The following is a 16,525-nucleotide window of genomic DNA, read 5'->3' as shown; positions in this document are numbered from 1 at the left end:
CAGACCACCCCCTCTCCCCGGGGGGAGAGGGGGTGGTCTGGCGCGGGCAGGAGGCTGCATTCCACGCGTTCCGCATAGGCACAGGCGGAAAACGCTGTGGCTGGGTGAGGAAGGCTCCGTAGGTTGGGCTGAGCGCAGCGAAGCCCAACAACCACCCAGCCCACCTCAGGCCGAGCCGGCCTCCGTGCGCAGCGCCGGGCCGCGCAGGCCGAGCAGGATGTCCAGCAGCAGGAACAGCAGCAGGCCGCCGCCCAGCACCGGCAGGCACAGACCGAGCAGCAGGGCCGCCGCGGGCACCAGCAGGCGCGGCAGGGGCGACAGCTGCCGCCAGAGGGCGATCAGGCCGGGTTGCGCCGGATCGCGAGTGGGCCGGCGGCGCCACCAGAGCAGATAGCCCCAGATGGTCATCACCAGCAGGCCCAGGGCGATGGCCGCCAGCACCAGCTGGTTGGCCAGGCCGAACAGCACGCCCATGTGGGCATCGATGCCCCAGCGGGTGAGCTTGGCCGGCAGCGAGTACTGGGCGAAGCGCACCTGATCGATCACCTTGAAGCTGGTCGGGTCGACGGCGACGGCGTCCACCCGGGTCGGCCAGCGGCGATCAATCTCGCTGACCGTCCAGGCCTTGTCGGCGCTGCGGGCCGGGCGGATTTCCAGCTTGCCGGCGTCGATGCCGGCGGCGCGGGCGCTGGCCAGCACCCGGTCGAAGGTGGCCGGATCCAGAGCCGGCCCCATGGCCATGTGCATGGCGCCATGGTGATCGGCGTGCTCGTCATGGGCCATGGCGGGTGACGGCGCGGTGCCCAGGGCGGTCTTCACGCCGGGTGTGGACCAGCCGTAGTGGGCGCGCAGCACGCCAATGTTGTCGCCGGCGAAGCGCGACCAGGTGAGGCCGGTAGCGGAGAGGAACAGCAGGCCACCCAGCAGCCAGACGCCGGTGCTGGCATGCAGGCCGCGCAGGCCCCGGGCCGGGCGGCGCTGGCGGCGGCGCACCAGCCACAGGGTCAGACCGCCGAGGGCCGCGACCCATAGCCAGGAGGCGGCCAGTTCGCTGTAGAGACGACCGGGCTCGCCCAGCAGCAGGCTACGGTGGAACTGGTCGATGGTGGTGCGCAGCGGCAGGATGCCGCTGGTGCCATAGACCGCCAGATCGCCGCGGATGGCGCCGGTGATCGGGTCGATGAACAGCGCTCGATGGGTCGACTCGCCCAGCGTCGGATCGTTGAACATCACCCGGGTGGTGTCGCCCTCGGCCGGCGCCGGGCGCACCGCCCCCAGGGTCAGGGTGGGGCCTACCGCGGCCTGGGCGATGTGGACCTGCTCGGCCAGCGGCAGGGGCTTGCCGCGGCTGGGGGTGTGCAGGGCCTCGGCATAGAGGTGGGCCTCGAGTTGCGGCGTGAGGGCATAGATCAGGCCGCTGGCGGCGGCCACCAGCAGGAAGGGACCGACGAACAGACCGATGAGAAAATGCAGCCGCGCCAACAGCTGCAGCAGCGGCCCCGGCGTCTTGGCGGCCGGAGCGGAGGGGTGCGAAGTCATAGCGTTCACCACGGACGGCACGCGGCCAGGACACAGCCGCGTACGGGATTACGAAAAAGGGAGACAGCCGTCTTTCGTAGCCGCGGTGTCAGGGGGCCTGGGGATGGAGCCTGGAGCGGCGTGCGCGCGGTGGCGGCGGCAGGGCGCTCTGGTAGCGAGGACGATGAGGATCGCCGGGACGCAGTAACCACTGCAGCACGACGGCGGCCAGCGTGGCGAGGAACAGGGTGGCGGCGAAGACGCAATCACCCGTGGGGGAAAGGGTGGTCACGCTGCCGCGCGGCAGGCCCGCATGCATGCCGGCCATGTCACCTTGGGCGGTCTGGGCGTGCAGACCGTGATGGTGCTCCTGTGCCTGGGTGAGGGGCGGCAGGACCGGCAGGGTCAAGCGCGCCAGCATCTGACCGTGGCCCAGGGCGCAGACGAGTCCGTTCAGCAGGATGCAGGCAAGCAGCATCCAGGCGAGCGAGGCGCGCGGTGAACGGACGGTTTTCATGGCGAGGGACTGTATCATCGTCGCGGGCGGCGCACAGCCCGGCCGGCGCGAACCTGCGCCGAAATGTCGCGCCCCTGCCACTGCCAGAGAGACGCACAGGACCATGAGCGAAGCGCTACCCATCACCCTCGAACGGCTCACCGTGGCGGATGACGAGACGCTGAGCTTTTTGCTGGCGAGCTATCACGAGCTGTTTGGTAGCCGGGTCGAGGCGACGGCCGTACCCCAGGATCTACAGCGCTTCGCCGACCACTATGGGGTGGGTCGTGGCTGCCTGCTGATCGCCCGGGGCGCCGCCGGAGAGCCCCTCGGCAGCATTGGCTACCGGCCCTACGACCGGCGCTTTGCCCAGCTGGCCTATCCCGGCGAGCGGGTGGTGGAGGTGGTGCGGCTGTTCGTGGTACCCCGGCAGCGGCGCCAGGGCCTGGCGCGGCGGCTGTTCGCGGCGCTGCTGGCCCAGGCGCGGTGCGATACCGTGGAGCGTCTCTATCTGCACACCCATCCCTTCCTGCCCGGGGCCGAGGCCTTCTGGCTCGACCAGGGCTTCCGGGTCGTCGCGCGGGAGACGGCCTTGCCCTGGCAGACCCTCCATCTGGATCTATGGCTGGACAGCCCTCAGGCGTCCGCCGGCCCCCGACAGAGCAGATAGGTGTCCATGATCCAACCGTGTTCTTCGCGCGCGGCGCTGCGCACCCGGTGGATCTCCTCGGCAACCTCCTGCAGCGGACCGGCGATGAGGATCTCGTCCGCCGTACCGACGTAGGCACCCCAGTAGATATGCAGGCCGGGCTCGTCCAGGCGGCGATAGGCCTCGTGGGAATCGAGCATCACCACCAGGCTGTCCAGGTGCGCGGGGAAGCGCTCCAGGCGCCGGCCAGGGGTGATCTCCAGGGCCTGGCCGATGCGATTGAGTGGCACCCGGTGGCGCGCGGCCAGCGCCTGGACGCTGGAAATGCCGGGGATCACCTCGTAGTCGAAGTCCAGCCGACCTTCGCGCCGGATCGCCGCCAGGATGCGCAGGGTGCTGTCGTACAGCGCCGGATCGCCCCAGACCAGGAAGGCGCCGCATTCGTCATCCGCCAGCTCCTGCTCGATCATCTCCACCATCAGCGCCTGCTTGGCGGCGTTGAGGTCGTCCACCGCCTGGCGATAGTCGCCTTCGCGGCGGCGCTCGGGGATGGGCGCGGTGACGAAGCGATAGTCCGCCCGGCGGATGTGGCGGGCGCAGATGGTTTCACGCAGGTGGATCAGGCTGTCCTTTTCCGTGCCCTTGTCGAATAGGAAGAAGGTACTGGCGCGATTGAGGGCGGCGACGGCCTGGAGGGTGAGGTAGTCGGGATCGCCGGCGCCGATGCCGATGACCAGCAAGGTTTTCATGGGGTGGCCTCGAGGAAAAGAGCAGCGCCCAGTGTAACGGGGGATGTCTCGTCCGTAGAGACTCGGGCAATCGTCATGCTACTTTCGACCGGTTTGCCTGCTGTCAGGCAGGGATGGACAGGATCGAGGGGACAGGGGCGTGACGATGACGGCGAGCTGGCGACGGATACCCCGCGGGGTCTGGATTCTGGGTGGGGTGAGCATGTTCATGGACATCTCTTCGGAGATGATCCACAGCCTGCTGCCGCTGTTCCTGGCCACCGGCCTGGGCCTGAGCGTGCTCTACATCGGCATCCTCGAAGGGGTGGCCGAGGCCACCGCGCTCATCACCAAGATCTTTTCCGGCGTCATCAGCGACTACCTGGGCAAGCGCAAGGGCCTGGCGGTGCTGGGCTATGGCCTGGGCGCCCTGAGCAAGCCGCTGTTCGCCCTGGCCAGCGGTGCCGGCTTGGTGTTCGGCGCGCGCTTCATGGATCGCATCGGCAAGGGCATCCGCGGGGCGCCGCGCGACGCCCTGGTGGCCGACGTCACGCCGCCGGAGATCCGTGGCGCCGCCTATGGCCTGCGCCAGTCGCTGGACACCTTCGGCGCCTTTCTCGGCCCGCTACTGGCGGTGGGGCTGATGCTGCTCTGGGCCAACGATTTCCGCGCGGTGTTCTGGGTGGCGGTGATCCCGGCCTTTATCGCCGTGGCCCTGCTGTATTTCGGGCTGGATGAGCCCCAGGCGGCCATCGTCCAGGCGCGCACCAATCCGCTCACCCGCAGCCAGCTGCGCAAGTTGCCGGTGGCCTTCTGGCAGGTGGTGCTGCTCGGCGGCGTCTTCACCCTGGCGCGCTTCAGCGAGGCCTTCCTGGTGCTCAAGGCCGAGCAGGTGGGCGTGCCCCTGGCGCTGGTGCCGCTGGTGATGGTGGGCATGCAGCTGGTGTTCTCGCTGTCGGCCTATCCGCTGGGGCGCTGTCCGATCGGGTCAGCCATCGCACCTTGCTGGCCTGGGGACTGGTCCTCTTGATCGCCGCCGACCTGGTACTGGCCTGGACCGGCAACTGGGCCGGCCTGGCCCTGGGCATCCTGCTCTGGGGCTTGCACATGGGCATGACCCAGGGCCTGCTCGCCGCCATGGTCGCCAAAACCGCCCCGGCCGAGTTGCGTGGCACCGCCTTCGGCCTGTTCAACCTGGTCAGCGGTATCGCCCTGTTGCTTGCCAGCACCATCGCTGGCGCGCTCTGGCACTTCCTCGGCTCCGCCGCCACCTTCCAGTTCGGTGCCCTGGCGGCGGTGGCTTCCCTGCTGGTGCTGGCGGCCTGTCGCCGCAGCGTGGCACCGCTGGCCAGCTAGTCGAACAGGGGCCGCAGATAGGGCGCCGTGGGGCTGGCGGGATCGTCCGCCACCGCGCGGGGCATGCCGCAGGCGACGATGCGGCCGCCCGCGGTGCCGGCGCCGGGGCCGATGTCGATCAGCCAGTCGCTGCCGGCCACCACCTGCAGGTTGTGCTCCACCAGCACCACGGTGTTGCCTTCGTCGACCAGGCCGTGCAGCTGGCGCATCAGCCGCTCCACGTCGGCCGGGTGCAGGCCGGTGGTGGGTTCGTCCAGCACATAGAGGGTGGTGCCGCGGCTGGTGCGCTGCAGCTCGGTGGCCAGCTTGATGCGCTGGGCCTCGCCACCGGAGAGTTCGGTAGCCGGCTGGCCCAGGCGCAGGTAGCCCAGGCCGATGTCGGCCAGCACCCGCAGCGCCCGCGCCACCGGGGCTTCCTCGGCGAAGAAGGCCAGGGCCTCGTCCACCGTCAGATGCAGCACCTCGGCGATGGTCTTGCCCTGCCAGAGCACCTCAAGGGTCTCGGGGTTGTAGCGCGCGCCCTGGCAGGTGGGGCAGGCGGCATAGACGCTGGGCATGAACAGCAGTTCGACGCTGACGAAGCCTTCGCCCTCGCAGGTCGGGCAGCGGCCCTTGGCGACGTTGAAGGAGAAGCGTCCGGCGTCGAAGCCGCGTTCCTGCGCCTCGGGGGTGGCGGCGAAGAGCTTGCGCACCCCGTCGAACAGGCCGGTGTAGGTGGCCAGGTTGGAGCGTGGGGTGCGGCCGATGGGCTTCTGGTCCACCGGTACCAGCCGGCGGATACCGCCGAGGCCACCGACCACCTGGCCGGTGGTGGCGGGCAGGGCATCGCCGTCCAGGTCCGGGGCGTCTTCGCCGTCTTCGGCGGCGCGCTGGCCCAGTTCGGCGCCCACCAGCTCCAGCAACGCCTGGCTGACCAGGCTGGACTTGCCCGAACCGGAGACCCCGGTCACCGCGGTCAGGCAGCCCAGCGGAAAGGCGGCGTCCAAGCCTTGGAGATTGTTGCGGGTGATCCCGGCCAGTCGCAGCCAGCCCTGGGGTTCACGCGGTGGTCGGGTCTCGCGTTGCGGCGCGGCGAACAGATAGCGCGCCGTCACCGACTCCTCGACCTCGGCCAGACCCGCGGGCGGCCCGTTGTAGAGCACCCGGCCACCGCCTTCGCCGGCCGCGGGACCAACATCCACCAGCCAGTCGGCACGCTTCATGGTGGCCAGGTCGTGCTCCACCACGAACAGCGAATTGCCCTGGGCCTTGAGGCCGTCTAGGGCTTCCAGCAGCGACTCGCCATCGGCCGGATGCAGCCCGGCGGAGGGTTCGTCCAGTACATAGACCACGCCGAACAGCTGGGACACCAGCTGGGTCGCCAGGCGCAGCCGCTGCAATTCGCCGGAGGAGAGGGTGGTGGTGCTGCGCTCCAAGGCCAGATAACCAAGGCCCAGGCGGGTGAGGGTCTGCAGCCGTTCCAGCAATTCGCTGGCCATGCGCTGGGCGGCCAGGCGTTTTTCCGGGGAAAGATCGGGGGTGCGGCGCACGTCCGGGGCACTGGCGTGTTCGCTGCCGCCGGCGGCCTTGCGCCGGGCGCGATCCTGCTTGCCGGCCTTGGCATCCAGCACGCGGGCATCCTTCGCCGCGTCGAAATCGCCGGCCGCGACCCGGCGCAGCAGCACGGTGAGGTCGTCCAGCGGCAGCCGCGACAACTCGCCGATGTCCAGGCCGGCGAAGGTCACCGAGAGCGCCGCCCGGGTCAGCCGCTTGCCGTGGCACAGCGGGCAGGTCTGGCCGATCATGAAGCGCGCCGCGCGCTGCTTCATCTTGGCGCTCTGGGAGTTGGCGAAGGTGTGCAGCACATGGCGCCGCGCCCCGGTGTAGGTGCCCTGGTAGCTGGGCTCGGCCTTGCGCTTGAGCGCGGCGCGGGTCTGCTCGGGGGTGAGGCCGGCATAGACCGGCACCGTGGGCTGCTCCTCGGTGAAGAGGATCCAGTCGCGCTGCTGTTGCGGCAGGTCGCGCCAGGGCGTGTCGACGTCATAGCCCAGGGTGACCAGGATATCGCGCAGATTCTGCCCGCCCCAGGCGGTGGGCCAGGCGGCGATGGCGCGCTGGCGGATGGTCAGCGCGGGGTCCGGCACCATGGAGGCCTCGGTCACCTCGTAGACCCGGCCCAGGCCGTGGCACTCGGGACAGGCACCCTGGGGCGTGTTGGGCGAGAAATCCTCGGCATAGAGCATCGGCTGGTCGGCGGGGTAGCGCCCGGCGCGGGAGTAGAGCATCCGCACCAGGCTGGACAGCCCGGTCACGCTGCCCATGGACGAGCGACTGTTGGGCTGGCCGCGCTGCTGTTGTAGGGCCACCGCCGGTGGCAGGCCTTCGATGGCCTCCACCTGGGGCACCCCCACCTGGTCGATCAGTCGCCGCGCATAGGGCGCCACGGATTCGAAATAGCGCCGCTGGGCCTCGGCATAGAGGGTGCCGAAGGCCAGCGACGACTTGCCCGAGCCCGACACCCCGGTAAAGACCACCAGGGCATCGCGGGGGATGTCCACGTCGACGTTCTTCAGATTGTGCTCGCGGGCACCGCGGACGGAGACGAAACCGGGACGGGGGGAGGAGGGCATGACGGGCGGAAACCTTGGCTGAGAGCGTGCAGATTCGGACCGCGGCACGGCGCAAAGGATCGCCGGGCGATGGCGGACGCCGGGACGGAGGTCTCGGCGCCCGCCTGCCCAGTCTCAGAAGTTGTAGCTGACCGACAGCGTCGCGTTGCGTGGCGCACCGTAGTTGCCACTGGTGGCGTTGTTGTACAGCGACAGCAGGTATTTGCGGTCGGTGAGGTTGTTGAAATTGAGCTGGCTGCTCCAGTGCTCGTCGAAATCGTAGCTGCCCAGCACATCCACCAGCGCATAGGCGTTCTGGCGGATGCGGCTGTTGTTGTCGTTCTCGATACCGCTCTGCCATCCCAGCCGCGCGCCGACCTTGGCCTGGGGCAGGCCTGGCAGGCGATAGGTCGCCAGACCGCGCAGGCTGTGGCTGGGCACGAATTTGCGCGCCCGCTCGCCGTCCGCGTCGTCGATGCGGACATAGGTGTAGCCGGCCAGCAGGTCCAGACCGGGGAGCGCCTCGCCGGAGACCTGCAGTTCCAGTCCATGGCTCTGATAGTCGGTGGTGTCGTAGAGATAGCGCGAACCGGCGAGCACCGAGGTGGCGGCCACGTTGCGCTGCGTGGTCTTGAACACCGCGGCGGTCAGACTCAGGCGATCGTCGAACAGGCCGCCCTTGATCCCGGCTTCCAGGCTCTTGCCCTCCAGAGGCTCGAGTAGCCGGCCATCCAGGCCGAAACTGTGTTGCGGGCTGAAGATCCTGGTCCAGCTGGCATAGAGGCTCCACTGCGGACTCAGGTCGTAGACCAGGCCGGTGTACGGGGTGACCTCGCCATGGGCACGGGTGTAGTAGTCGTCGCCATAGCTCAGGCCGCTGGCATCGGCGCTGAGCATCCGCGCACCGACGATCCAGTGCAGGTCGTCGATCAGGTTGAAGCGGGCGCCGGCGAACAGGCTCTTCTGGCGATCGGTGAAGTCCTGGGTATGGCCGCTGTCGTCGGTGTATTGCAGCGACGGCTCGGGGACGCCGGCCAGGGAGCCGGAGAGGGTGGTGGGGTAGTAGCCGTCCTCGGCGAGGATCTTCTCGCGCAACTTCTGGTGGGTCCGGCCGTAGCTGGCGCCCAGGGTGAGTTCGTGGTCACGGCCGAACAGTTCGAAGGGACCGGACAGCCGGGCCTCGCCGATCAGCTGGTGCGCCTTGCTGGCGGAGTGGTCGCCGAAGGCAGTGGCATCGTCGCCGCTGACTCCGAAGATATAGTACATGTCGGCGTTCTGCCGCTCGGTGACGCCGGTCGCCGTGAGGGTACCCTGCCAGCCGTTGCCGAAGTCGTGGATGAATTCAGCGAAGACCCGCTGGGTATCCAGATTCCAGTAGGTCCAGTCCTGGCCGATGCTGGAACTGCGACGGCCGTAGTGCAGCGGAGCGCCGTTCGCGTCGGCCAGCGGCAGGTTGCCCCAGGAGCTGCCGTTGGCGTCGCTGTTGTGCTGGGAGAAATCCAGGGTCAGGGTGTCGGCGTCGCTGAGGTCGAAGGCCACCAGACCGGCCGCTATGTTCTTTTCATGGCCATAGCGATCCAGCCAGGAATTGCCCTTGTCGTGGGCGTAGATGAAGCGTCCGCGCACGTTGCCGGTCTCGGTCAGGGGGCCGGAGACATCGGCATCCACCCGACGGTTGTCCCAGGAACCGACGCTGGCGCCGAGCTTGGCCTGGAATTCGGCGGTGGGCCGCTTGCGGACGAAGTTGACCGCCGCGGAGGGATTGCCGGTGCCGCTCATCAGGCCATTGGCCCCGTGCAGGACGTCCACCTGCTCGTATTCCGCCAGGTCCTGGTCGCCCACCAGGGTGGTGCTGACGAAGGGCATGCCCATGCCGTCGTATTGGAAGCTGTCGATGTCGAAGCCGCGCGAGGTGAACTGGGTACGGTCGGTCTCGATTTGCTCGACGGTCACTGACGGGGCGGCGCGCAGGGCTTCCTTGATGCTCTGCAGGTGGAAGTCCTCGACCTGGTCGCGGGTCAGGGTGGTGATCGCCTGGGGCGTCTGGCGTTCGCTCAGTCCCAGGCGCGTGGTGCTGGTGCTGACGGGGCGCCGGTAGCCGACATCGGCGCCGCCGCCTGCGGCACTGGCCTGGATGACGGTCTCGGGCATCGCGAGGGCGGCCTCGGCGCTGCCGCCTTCCAGGGCGTAGATACCGGCACCGCGTTCGCTCCAGCGATAGCCGCTGCCACACAGCAGGTGCTCGAAGCCCTGGTCGAGAGTATAGCGGCCTTGTAGCCCCGGACTGCTGCGACCGGCCAGCGGCGCCGGATCGAACACCAGCTGGACCCCGGCCGTGGCGGCGAAGCGGGCCAGTACCGCGTTCAGCGGACCCGCGGGAATCCGGTAGTCACGCCCCTCCGCGGCGGCCAGGGCCGGCAGGGGCAGCAGGGCCAGTCCGGCTCCGGCCAGGGGCACGCCCTGCAGGGCGACGGCCAGGATCAACGGAGTGAAGCGTCGGGTGCCGGGTTGCTGCCGGTGGATCTTTGCCATGTCGTGTTGCCGTCCTCTAAAGCGCACCAGGCGCGGGCTGCCACCGCTCCCCATGAGGGTGTCTGCAGCTATCCCGGACGAGCGCGGAAAAGTGCTCAGGGGGCGCGGACTTTTTTCGGCGACGTCGTTGACGTTCAGGGGGCGCCCACCGCCACCCAGTAGCGGGTGCGACGGGTGATGCGGATCGGCAGGGTGCGTTGCAGCGCCAGCAGGGCCTGGTCGGTATCGTCCAGTGACAGGGCGCCGGACACCCGCAGCCCGGCGACGGCCGGGTCGCAGCGCAGCAGGCCTGGCCGATAGCGACCCAGTTCGGCCAGCACCTCGGCCAGCGGGCGGTCGTGGGCGACCAGCATGCCGCGCGTCCAGAGGCTGGCATCCTCGTCTACCGAGGCAAGACGCCGCACGCCGTAGGCATCGAACCAGGCTTGTTGCCCGGCAGCCAGGCGTACGGCAGCGCCCCGTTGCGGACGCACTTCCACGCCGTGGGCGAAGACCGCGACCCGGCACAGCGCCTCTTCCAACCGCACGCTGAAACGGGTGCCCAGGGCCTCGATCTCGCCTTGTGCCAGGTCGATCACGAAGGGTCGGCGCGGCACGACCGGATCGGCATGGGTGGTCACCAGCACCTCGCCCCGTCGCAGGTGCAGGCGGCGGGTGCCTTCGTCGAAGCGGACGTCCAGGGCGGAGTCGCTGTTCAGCACCAATTGGCTGCCATCGGCGAGTAGCAGGGAGCGCCGCTCGCCGATGGCGGTCGTCAGCTCGGCACCCAGCGTATCCAGTCGCAGGGTGCGCAGGGCCAGCCAGCCGCTGGGAGCCCCCACCAGCAGGGCGGTGAGCAGGCGCAGGGTGCGCCGCCGGCTGAGGGCCCGGTCACCTGCGCGGCATAGCGCCTGCTGACCGATATCCAGCGGAACGCTGGCGAAGGTACCCATGACCCGCTCGGCCCGTGCCCAGGCCGCGCGATGGGCCTCGCTCTGCGCTCGCCAGCGCTCGAAGGCCTGGCGCTGCGCCTCGTCGGCGTCGTCGAAGTTCAGCGCGAGTAGCCACTCGGCCGCTTCTTCGAGCAGCTGCGACGCGGGAGGACTCATGCGTCGCCGGCCACCAGGCAAGTCACCAGGGCGCGCTGGATGTAGCGACGTACGGTGATCACCGCCAGATCCAGCCGCACGGCGATCTCGGCCAGGGTCAACCGCTGGAATTGCGCCAGCAGGAAGGCTTCCCGTACCGGGCCGGGCAGGCCGTCGAGCATGGCATCGATGCGCAGCAGGGCGTCGACGATCAGCCAGTGCGTCTCTGGCGAAGGCACCTGGGCCTCAGGGAGATGGGCGATGGCTTCGCGATAGGCGCGCTCCACCTCCTGGCGTCGCCAGAGATCGATCACCAGCCCCTTGGCCACCTGCACCAGATAGCGCCGCGAGTCCTCACGCAGCGGCAGCCGTCCGGAGCTGAGGATGCGCAGATAGGTGTCCTGGGCGATGTCCGCCGCATCCGGCGCGTTGCCCAGCCGCCCGCGCAGCCAGCCGCTGAGCCAGCCGTGATGATCGCGATAGAGCCGATCCAGGGCGACGGTGGGCGAGCCGGAAGACAGGGCAGGGCGCATGGAAGATCCTTGGCGCGAGCGCCGGTCTTAAATGATAAAGCGTCTCATTTTAGTTAAAGCCTGAAGGGCGCACAATGCGTGATCGAGCGGATCGACGAAGCGGGCAGGTGGTCGAGGGTCAGATGGGCTCCGCCTGCCGCATCCGGGCTGGACCGAGCAGACCGGCGGGGAAGAGGCGGGAGCGAGAAGCGCGGCCCGAGGCGGTTAGCCCCGGGTCGGTCTCAGGGTGGCCTCAATCCTGCGCATGCTCCAGGGCATAGGCGCGGCAGTGGGCCAGGTAGCCCATCTCGTGGGCGCCCACCAGCTGCACCACGCTGCTCCACAGCCAGGACGGCGCATCCAGGGTGCGGGTGCGATTGCGTTGCAGATCGCTCATCCACTCGACGCGGGTGGCCAGGTCCATCTGCCGGGCGTGGGCGCGGCCGACTACCCGGGCCAGGTAGGCCGCGGCGCTCATGGCTTCGCGGGCGCTGAGTTCGTCCAGTTCCAGCTTGAGATCCTGGGGCAGCAATTCGCGGATGAAGAAGGAGTGATCCAGCAGGCGCACCGCCAGCATGCGATTGCCCAGGGCCGGGGAGAGCTGGCGGGCGCCTTCCACCACCCGCTTGCCGTTGTCGCGGGGCATGGTGGCATGGGCCACGCGCGGAGCGGCGGCGGCTACCGCCTGCTTGACGTCGATCAGGCAGTAGTCCTGGTCATCGCCATCGTCCACGCCCAGCAGCACGGCGTAGCGGCGCAGGCCCAGGGAGCTGCAGCCCTTGACCCAGTAGGCACTGTCGAGCAGTTCGACGCGGCTGTCGTGGCTGCGGCCCTTGAGCGAGGTCACCAGGGCATGGATGCCCGGCGTCTCGCACAACTCGGCGATGGCCTGGCGCTCGGCCTTGCTCAGCTGCCAGAAGTGCTTGCCCAGCGGGAGCTTGGGTCGAGTGTTTTCCATGCGCTCCTTGGCCAGGTGCTTCCAGGTGCGCTGCACCGCGCTGCGCATCCCGGCCTTGACCTGGGCCGGCCGCGGCACCTCGCGTTCGAGATCGTCCTCGAAGGCGATCTCGTAGCCGCGCATCATCTCTTCGAGCATCCGCGCCGTGGTCACCCCCGGCAGGTCGGAACCGCGCGCCGCGGTGGCCAGTGACAGCGCCAGGCGCACCAGGTCGTGGGCCGGATTGCCGACCACGGTCTGGTCCAGGTCGCGGATGTTGACGTCGGTGGAACCGTGCAGGTCGCCGGTGGGGCCCAGGTTGCCGGCATGGCAGTCGCCGCAGATCCATACCGCCGGCCCATTGGGCAGGTTGCGGCCGGGCTGGCTGTGCAGCCACTCGTAGAACTGCACCGTGCTGCCGCGCACATAGGCGTGGGCGGAACGGGCCATTTTCAGATTGCGCAGCTGGTTGAGGCGGGGGAGACGATCAACGGGACGCGGGGTTTTCATGCAGGGCGCAGGCCTTGAGGGAGACGCCTTTGTGACCGTTGCGCTGGATGAATGTTGCGAGGTGTTTCGGCAAGTCGCTCCCGGCCAGGTGCCGGGAGCGAGGGGGACGGGCTGCGGGGAGGGCTGGCGCTAGCAGCGGAACTGGCTGATCTGACGATTCAGGTCGTTGGCCAGGGCGTCCAGGGACACCGCGGTCTGCACCGTCTCGCCGATGGCTTCGCTGTTCTGCTGGGCCATCTGCGCCAGACGCTCCACGGTACGGGCGACGTCGTGGCTGGCAGCGGTCTGCTCGCGCAGGGCCAGGGAAATCTGGTTGACCACCCGCACCACCTTGTCCGAGGCGGTGTTGATGCTGACCACCGCCTCACCCGCCTGGTTGGCCAGGTCGACCCCGCCATTGACCTGGCGCACGCCCACCTCCATGTCGCTCATGGCCGCCTGGGTCGCCGCCTGGATCTTCTCGATCATGGCGGCGATCTCCTGGGTGGAATTGGTGGTGCGTTGCGCCAGCTGGCGCACCTCGTCGGCCACCACGGCGAAGCCGCGTCCCTGTTCGCCGGCCCGCGCCGCCTCGATGGCGGCATTCAGCGCCAGCAGGTTGGTCTGGTCGGCGATGCCCTTGATCACGCTGACGATGGAGGACACCCGCTCGGAATGCTCGCCCAGTTCGCCGATGCGGGTAGCCGAGGACTGCACGGTGCCGGCGATGGATCTCATGCTGTCCACCGAGGCCTGGATGGTCTGGCCGCCATCCTGGGCCAGCCGGCCCGACTGGCTGGAGAGGTCGTGGGCCTCCCCGGCATTGTCCGAGACGTGGTTGATGCTGACGGTCAGCTCTTCCACGGTAGCCGCCATGCTGGAGGCGGCGCTGGACTGTTCCTGGGCGGCGGCGGACAGCTGCTGGGAGTTGGCCGAGATGCTGTGGGAGGCGGCGACCAGATGATCGGTGCCCTGCTTGATCCCCTGGATCATGCCGCGCAGCTTGTCCTGCATCTGGGCGAAGGCGGTCAGCAACTGGCCCATTTCGTCGCGCCCGCCAGCGGGAATCGGTGAATCCAGCTGGCCGGCGGCGATGGTGCGGGCGACGGCGACGGTCTGGGCCAACCGGCCCACGATGGTGCGGGTCAGCGACCAGGCGATGCCCAGCGCCAGCAGGGTAGCGAGCAGGCCGCCACTGATGAGGATCGCCATGGCCTGCTGCTTGGCGTCGTCCATCGATTGGGTGCGGCCGTTCAGCAAGGCCTTCTCGCGGGTCTTGAGCTGCGCCAGCAACTCGCGCATGCCATCCATCCTGCCCTTGTCCTGGGCGGTCGCGATGCGCGCGGTCAAGGCATCCAGCGGCTGGGTACCGGCATTGACCTGCCGGCGCAGGGCCAGGATCTGCTGCACGGACTCGGTGTTCCACTGCTGCTTGGCCTGGCCCAGCTGAGCCAGGCCGGCCTGCTGTTTGGGATTATCGCGGGTGAGCTGGAGCAACTCCTGCAACTGCTCGGCGAACTGCTGCTCGCCCTTGTTCAAGGGGTCGAGAAACTCCTCCTTGCCGGTCAGGGCGAAGCCGCGCATCCCGGTTTCCATGTTGACCAGCGCCAGCAGGGCCGCATCCGAATCCTGCAGGACGTGGTAGGAGTGGATATTCTGCTGAACCGCCAGATTGACCTGGTTGAAGCCCTGCCTGGCCGCCAGGATCAGCGCCAGGATGATAACCAGAATGGCACCGAAGCCGAGTCTGAGTTTGTTCGCGATGGTCAGCTGTTGCAGCATGGAAAGGCCTCACGCGCCAGGTTGTCGACTCACGCCCAGGGGGCAAAGGATTGGGGTACAGCGAGCTAGCGGAGGGGAACGCGACTGATCCGTGTCTTGCGTCGACGGTGGGGGACGCGTGGCTCCTGATAGTGCCGATACCGCGGATGACTCCAGTCGCGCCGCGCCTAGCCGAATGCAGGCCGAAAAAAGGCCGGTGTTTCGCGCAAGAATGGCAGGCTAGAGCCTCCGAGCCTGGTCTTTGAGCGGTCACTCCTGAAAAAGTTTTGTGTGACGCAATAAACATTTTTGCGCTTCGCAGAGTCGTTGGCGGACGGTCCGCTGCGAAGGTCAGGCGCGAGGAAGGTGCCGTCAGCGTTCCAGGCGAGCCAGTCGGCGAGCCAGTTCGCCGGCTTCCTCAGCGCTGGCGACATTGGTGAACCCCAGCAGCAGCCCCTGGGCCTGGGGCGCTTCCAGATACCAGCGCGACAGGGCCTGGACCCCCAGACCGTCGGCCCGGGCGGCCTCCGCCCAGCGGCGATCATCGCCCTGCGGCAGGCGCGCCAGCAGGTGCAGCCCGCCGGCCTGCAGGTCGATCCGCACCGCGTCGCCCAGGCTGTTCGCCAGCGCCTCGGCCAGCCACTGGCGGCGCTGGCGGTAGAGACCGCGCATACGGTTGAGATGGCGGGCGAAATGCCCCTCTTCCAGAAAGCTCGCCACCGTGGCCTGCAGCAGCAGGGGCGCATGGTTGTGCAGCTGGTCGGCGCTGCGACCGAAGGCGGCGACCTGCGCGGGCGGCACCACCAGGTAGGCGAGGCGCAGGCCGGGAAACAGCACCTTGCTGAAGGTCCCGGTGTAGAGCACCCGACCGCCGTCATCCAGGCTCTTGAGCGCGGGCAGCGGCTTGCCCTGGTAGCGGTATTCGCTGTCGTAGTCGTCCTCGATAATCCAGGTGTTCTGCCGCAGCGCCCAGTTCAGCAGTGCCAGCCGCCGAGGCAGGGCGAGGGACACGCCCAGTGGACTCTGGTGACTGGGGGTGACCAGGGCGCACCGGGCGGCCGGTGCCCGGGCGAGAGCGGCGGCGACGTCCAGTCCCGCCGCGTCCACGGGCACCGGCACCAGAGCCAGGCCGGCGCCCTGCAGCGCCTGGCGGGCGATGAAATAGCCGGGCTCCTCGAACCAGCAGGCGTCGCCGGGCGCCAGCAGCGTGTGGACGACCAGGTCCAGGCAGGCGCGATAGCCCGCGCAGACGAACACCTGCTCCGGACGACAGGCGATCCCGCGGGACAGGCCCAGGTAGGTGGCAATGGCGGCGCGCAGACCGGCGTGACCCCGGGCATCGGGGTAGACCAGCCCCTCTAGACCCTGGCTGCGCAACTGCCGCGCGGCGAGGCGCGTCCAGCCTTTGCGCGGAAAGGCGTCCAGCGCCGGCAGGCCCAGCTGCAGGGGCAGCGGCGCGCCACCGGCATGGATCGCCGCGGCGTCCGTTGAGGAGGGTACGGCCGGTGCTGGAGCGACCGGGCGACGCCACTGGGGCGAGACGATGGTCCCGGCCGGACCGCGCGGCAGCAGAAAGCCTTCGGCGATCAGCTGCTGGTAGGCCATCTCCACCGTCCCACGGGCCACGTTCAGCTCCACCGCCAGGGCGCGCACCGCAGGCACCCGGTCACCGGGTCGCAGGCGGCCTGCGTCCAGCGCCTGGCGAAAGCGCTGATAGAGCTGCCGGTAGAGCGGCAGGGCGAGGCGACTGTCGAGGGCAGCGGTGAGGGTCATGGCCTGGTCGTTTGTATCTTTCTTGGCTCTATAGCCTAGGCCATCGGCTGCCTAGAGTGGCGTCATCTTTCCAGGACACAGCCGCCTGTGAACAACGCTCCCGCGAGGTGCCCTTCCGC

10 protein-coding genes and 3 pseudogenes are annotated in these 16,525 nt (G+C 69.0%); 2 read left to right on the top strand and 11 right to left on the bottom strand.

Annotated elements, in window-relative coordinates; all coding sequences use genetic code 11:
• Positions 1 to 165 precede the first annotated feature (165 nt).
• Entirely contained in the window at positions 166 to 1,539 is a 1,374-nt protein-coding gene (locus tag GSQ95_RS02035; protein ID WP_158891623.1) for a PepSY domain-containing protein, read from the bottom strand.
• Between the two features lie 88 nt (positions 1,540 to 1,627).
• Positions 1,628 to 2,035: a hypothetical protein gene (locus tag GSQ95_RS02030; RefSeq protein ID WP_158891621.1), complete on the bottom strand. Its 408-nt coding sequence runs from the start codon at positions 2,033 to 2,035 to the stop codon at positions 1,628 to 1,630.
• Positions 2,036 to 2,138: 103 nt separating this feature from the next.
• On the opposite strand from GSQ95_RS02030, the gene GSQ95_RS02025 reads away from it, so the two are divergent.
• A complete protein-coding gene (locus GSQ95_RS02025; RefSeq protein ID WP_158891619.1) occupies positions 2,139 to 2,684 on the top strand; it encodes a GNAT family N-acetyltransferase in 546 nt (181 codons plus the stop codon).
• Here the strand turns inward: GSQ95_RS02025 and cobF are convergent.
• A complete protein-coding gene (gene cobF / locus GSQ95_RS02020; protein ID WP_158891617.1) occupies positions 2,651 to 3,412 on the bottom strand; it encodes a precorrin-6A synthase (deacetylating) in 762 nt (253 codons plus the stop codon). The genes GSQ95_RS02025 and cobF overlap by 34 nt on opposite strands.
• A 145-nt stretch (positions 3,413 to 3,557) precedes the next feature.
• Here cobF and GSQ95_RS02015 point away from each other — a divergent pair.
• Positions 3,558 to 4,747 (top strand): annotated as a pseudogene (locus GSQ95_RS02015) (MFS transporter).
• Here GSQ95_RS02015 and GSQ95_RS02010 read toward each other — a convergent pair.
• From GSQ95_RS02010 to GSQ95_RS01980, 8 genes and pseudogenes are all read right to left on the bottom strand, one after another.
• Positions 4,744 to 7,356 (bottom strand): excinuclease ABC subunit UvrA, encoded by a 2,613-nt coding sequence (locus GSQ95_RS02010; RefSeq protein WP_158891615.1) that lies wholly within the window; start codon positions 7,354 to 7,356, stop codon positions 4,744 to 4,746. The pseudogene GSQ95_RS02015 and the gene GSQ95_RS02010 sit on opposite strands and share 4 nt — an antisense overlap.
• 114 nt (positions 7,357 to 7,470) lie before the next feature.
• Entirely contained in the window at positions 7,471 to 9,867 is a 2,397-nt protein-coding gene (locus GSQ95_RS02005; RefSeq protein WP_158891613.1) for a TonB-dependent receptor, read from the bottom strand.
• 134 nt (positions 9,868 to 10,001) lie between these two features.
• Entirely contained in the window at positions 10,002 to 10,955 is a 954-nt protein-coding gene (locus GSQ95_RS02000) for a FecR domain-containing protein (RefSeq protein ID WP_158891610.1), read from the bottom strand.
• The gene (locus GSQ95_RS01995; RefSeq protein ID WP_158891608.1) at positions 10,952 to 11,467 is read right to left on the bottom strand and encodes a sigma-70 family RNA polymerase sigma factor; all 516 of its coding nucleotides are present in this window, start codon (positions 11,465 to 11,467) and stop codon (positions 10,952 to 10,954) included. The genes GSQ95_RS02000 and GSQ95_RS01995 overlap by 4 nt, the downstream gene beginning before the upstream one ends.
• A 232-nt stretch (positions 11,468 to 11,699) precedes the next feature.
• Positions 11,700 to 12,893: a DUF2252 domain-containing protein gene (locus GSQ95_RS01990; RefSeq protein WP_133859764.1), complete on the bottom strand. Its 1,194-nt coding sequence runs from the start codon at positions 12,891 to 12,893 to the stop codon at positions 11,700 to 11,702.
• Between the two features lie 129 nt (positions 12,894 to 13,022).
• A pseudogene (locus GSQ95_RS26980) lies at positions 13,023 to 13,619 on the bottom strand (methyl-accepting chemotaxis protein); the annotation flags it as partial.
• A 261-nt stretch (positions 13,620 to 13,880) separates the two neighbouring features.
• Positions 13,881 to 14,654 (bottom strand): annotated as a pseudogene (locus tag GSQ95_RS26975) (CHASE3 domain-containing protein); the annotation flags it as partial.
• 351 nt (positions 14,655 to 15,005) lie between these two features.
• Positions 15,006 to 16,406 (bottom strand): PLP-dependent aminotransferase family protein, encoded by a 1,401-nt coding sequence (locus GSQ95_RS01980; protein WP_158891604.1) that lies wholly within the window; start codon positions 16,404 to 16,406, stop codon positions 15,006 to 15,008.
• Between the last annotated feature and the right edge of the window lie 119 nt (positions 16,407 to 16,525).

The organism is Pseudomonas sp. BAV 4579 (genome assembly GCF_009765395.1).
In the GTDB taxonomy this organism is placed as follows: Bacteria; Pseudomonadota; Gammaproteobacteria; order Pseudomonadales; family Pseudomonadaceae; genus Chryseomonas; species Chryseomonas aestiva.
This window is presented reverse-complemented; position numbering and strand designations above follow the sequence as displayed.

What these genes read in the sequence shown, in the direction of transcription:
- GSQ95_RS02035 (WP_158891623.1), bottom strand. Translation starts at nt 1,539, where the DNA reads ATGACTTCGCACCCCTCCGCTCCGGCCGCCAAGACGCCGGGGCCGCTG.
- GSQ95_RS02030 (WP_158891621.1), bottom strand. Translation starts at nt 2,035, where the DNA reads ATGAAAACCGTCCGTTCACCGCGCGCCTCGCTCGCCTGGATGCTGCTT.
- GSQ95_RS02025 (WP_158891619.1), top strand. Translation starts at nt 2,139, where the DNA reads ATGAGCGAAGCGCTACCCATCACCCTCGAACGGCTCACCGTGGCGGAT.
- cobF (WP_158891617.1), bottom strand. Translation starts at nt 3,412, where the DNA reads ATGAAAACCTTGCTGGTCATCGGCATCGGCGCCGGCGATCCCGACTAC.
- GSQ95_RS02010 (WP_158891615.1), bottom strand. Translation starts at nt 7,356, where the DNA reads ATGCCCTCCTCCCCCCGTCCCGGTTTCGTCTCCGTCCGCGGTGCCCGC.
- GSQ95_RS02005 (WP_158891613.1), bottom strand. Translation starts at nt 9,867, where the DNA reads ATGGCAAAGATCCACCGGCAGCAACCCGGCACCCGACGCTTCACTCCG.
- GSQ95_RS02000 (WP_158891610.1), bottom strand. Translation starts at nt 10,955, where the DNA reads ATGAGTCCTCCCGCGTCGCAGCTGCTCGAAGAAGCGGCCGAGTGGCTA.
- GSQ95_RS01995 (WP_158891608.1), bottom strand. Translation starts at nt 11,467, where the DNA reads ATGCGCCCTGCCCTGTCTTCCGGCTCGCCCACCGTCGCCCTGGATCGG.
- GSQ95_RS01990 (WP_133859764.1), bottom strand. Translation starts at nt 12,893, where the DNA reads ATGAAAACCCCGCGTCCCGTTGATCGTCTCCCCCGCCTCAACCAGCTG.
- GSQ95_RS01980 (WP_158891604.1), bottom strand. Translation starts at nt 16,406, where the DNA reads ATGACCCTCACCGCTGCCCTCGACAGTCGCCTCGCCCTGCCGCTCTAC.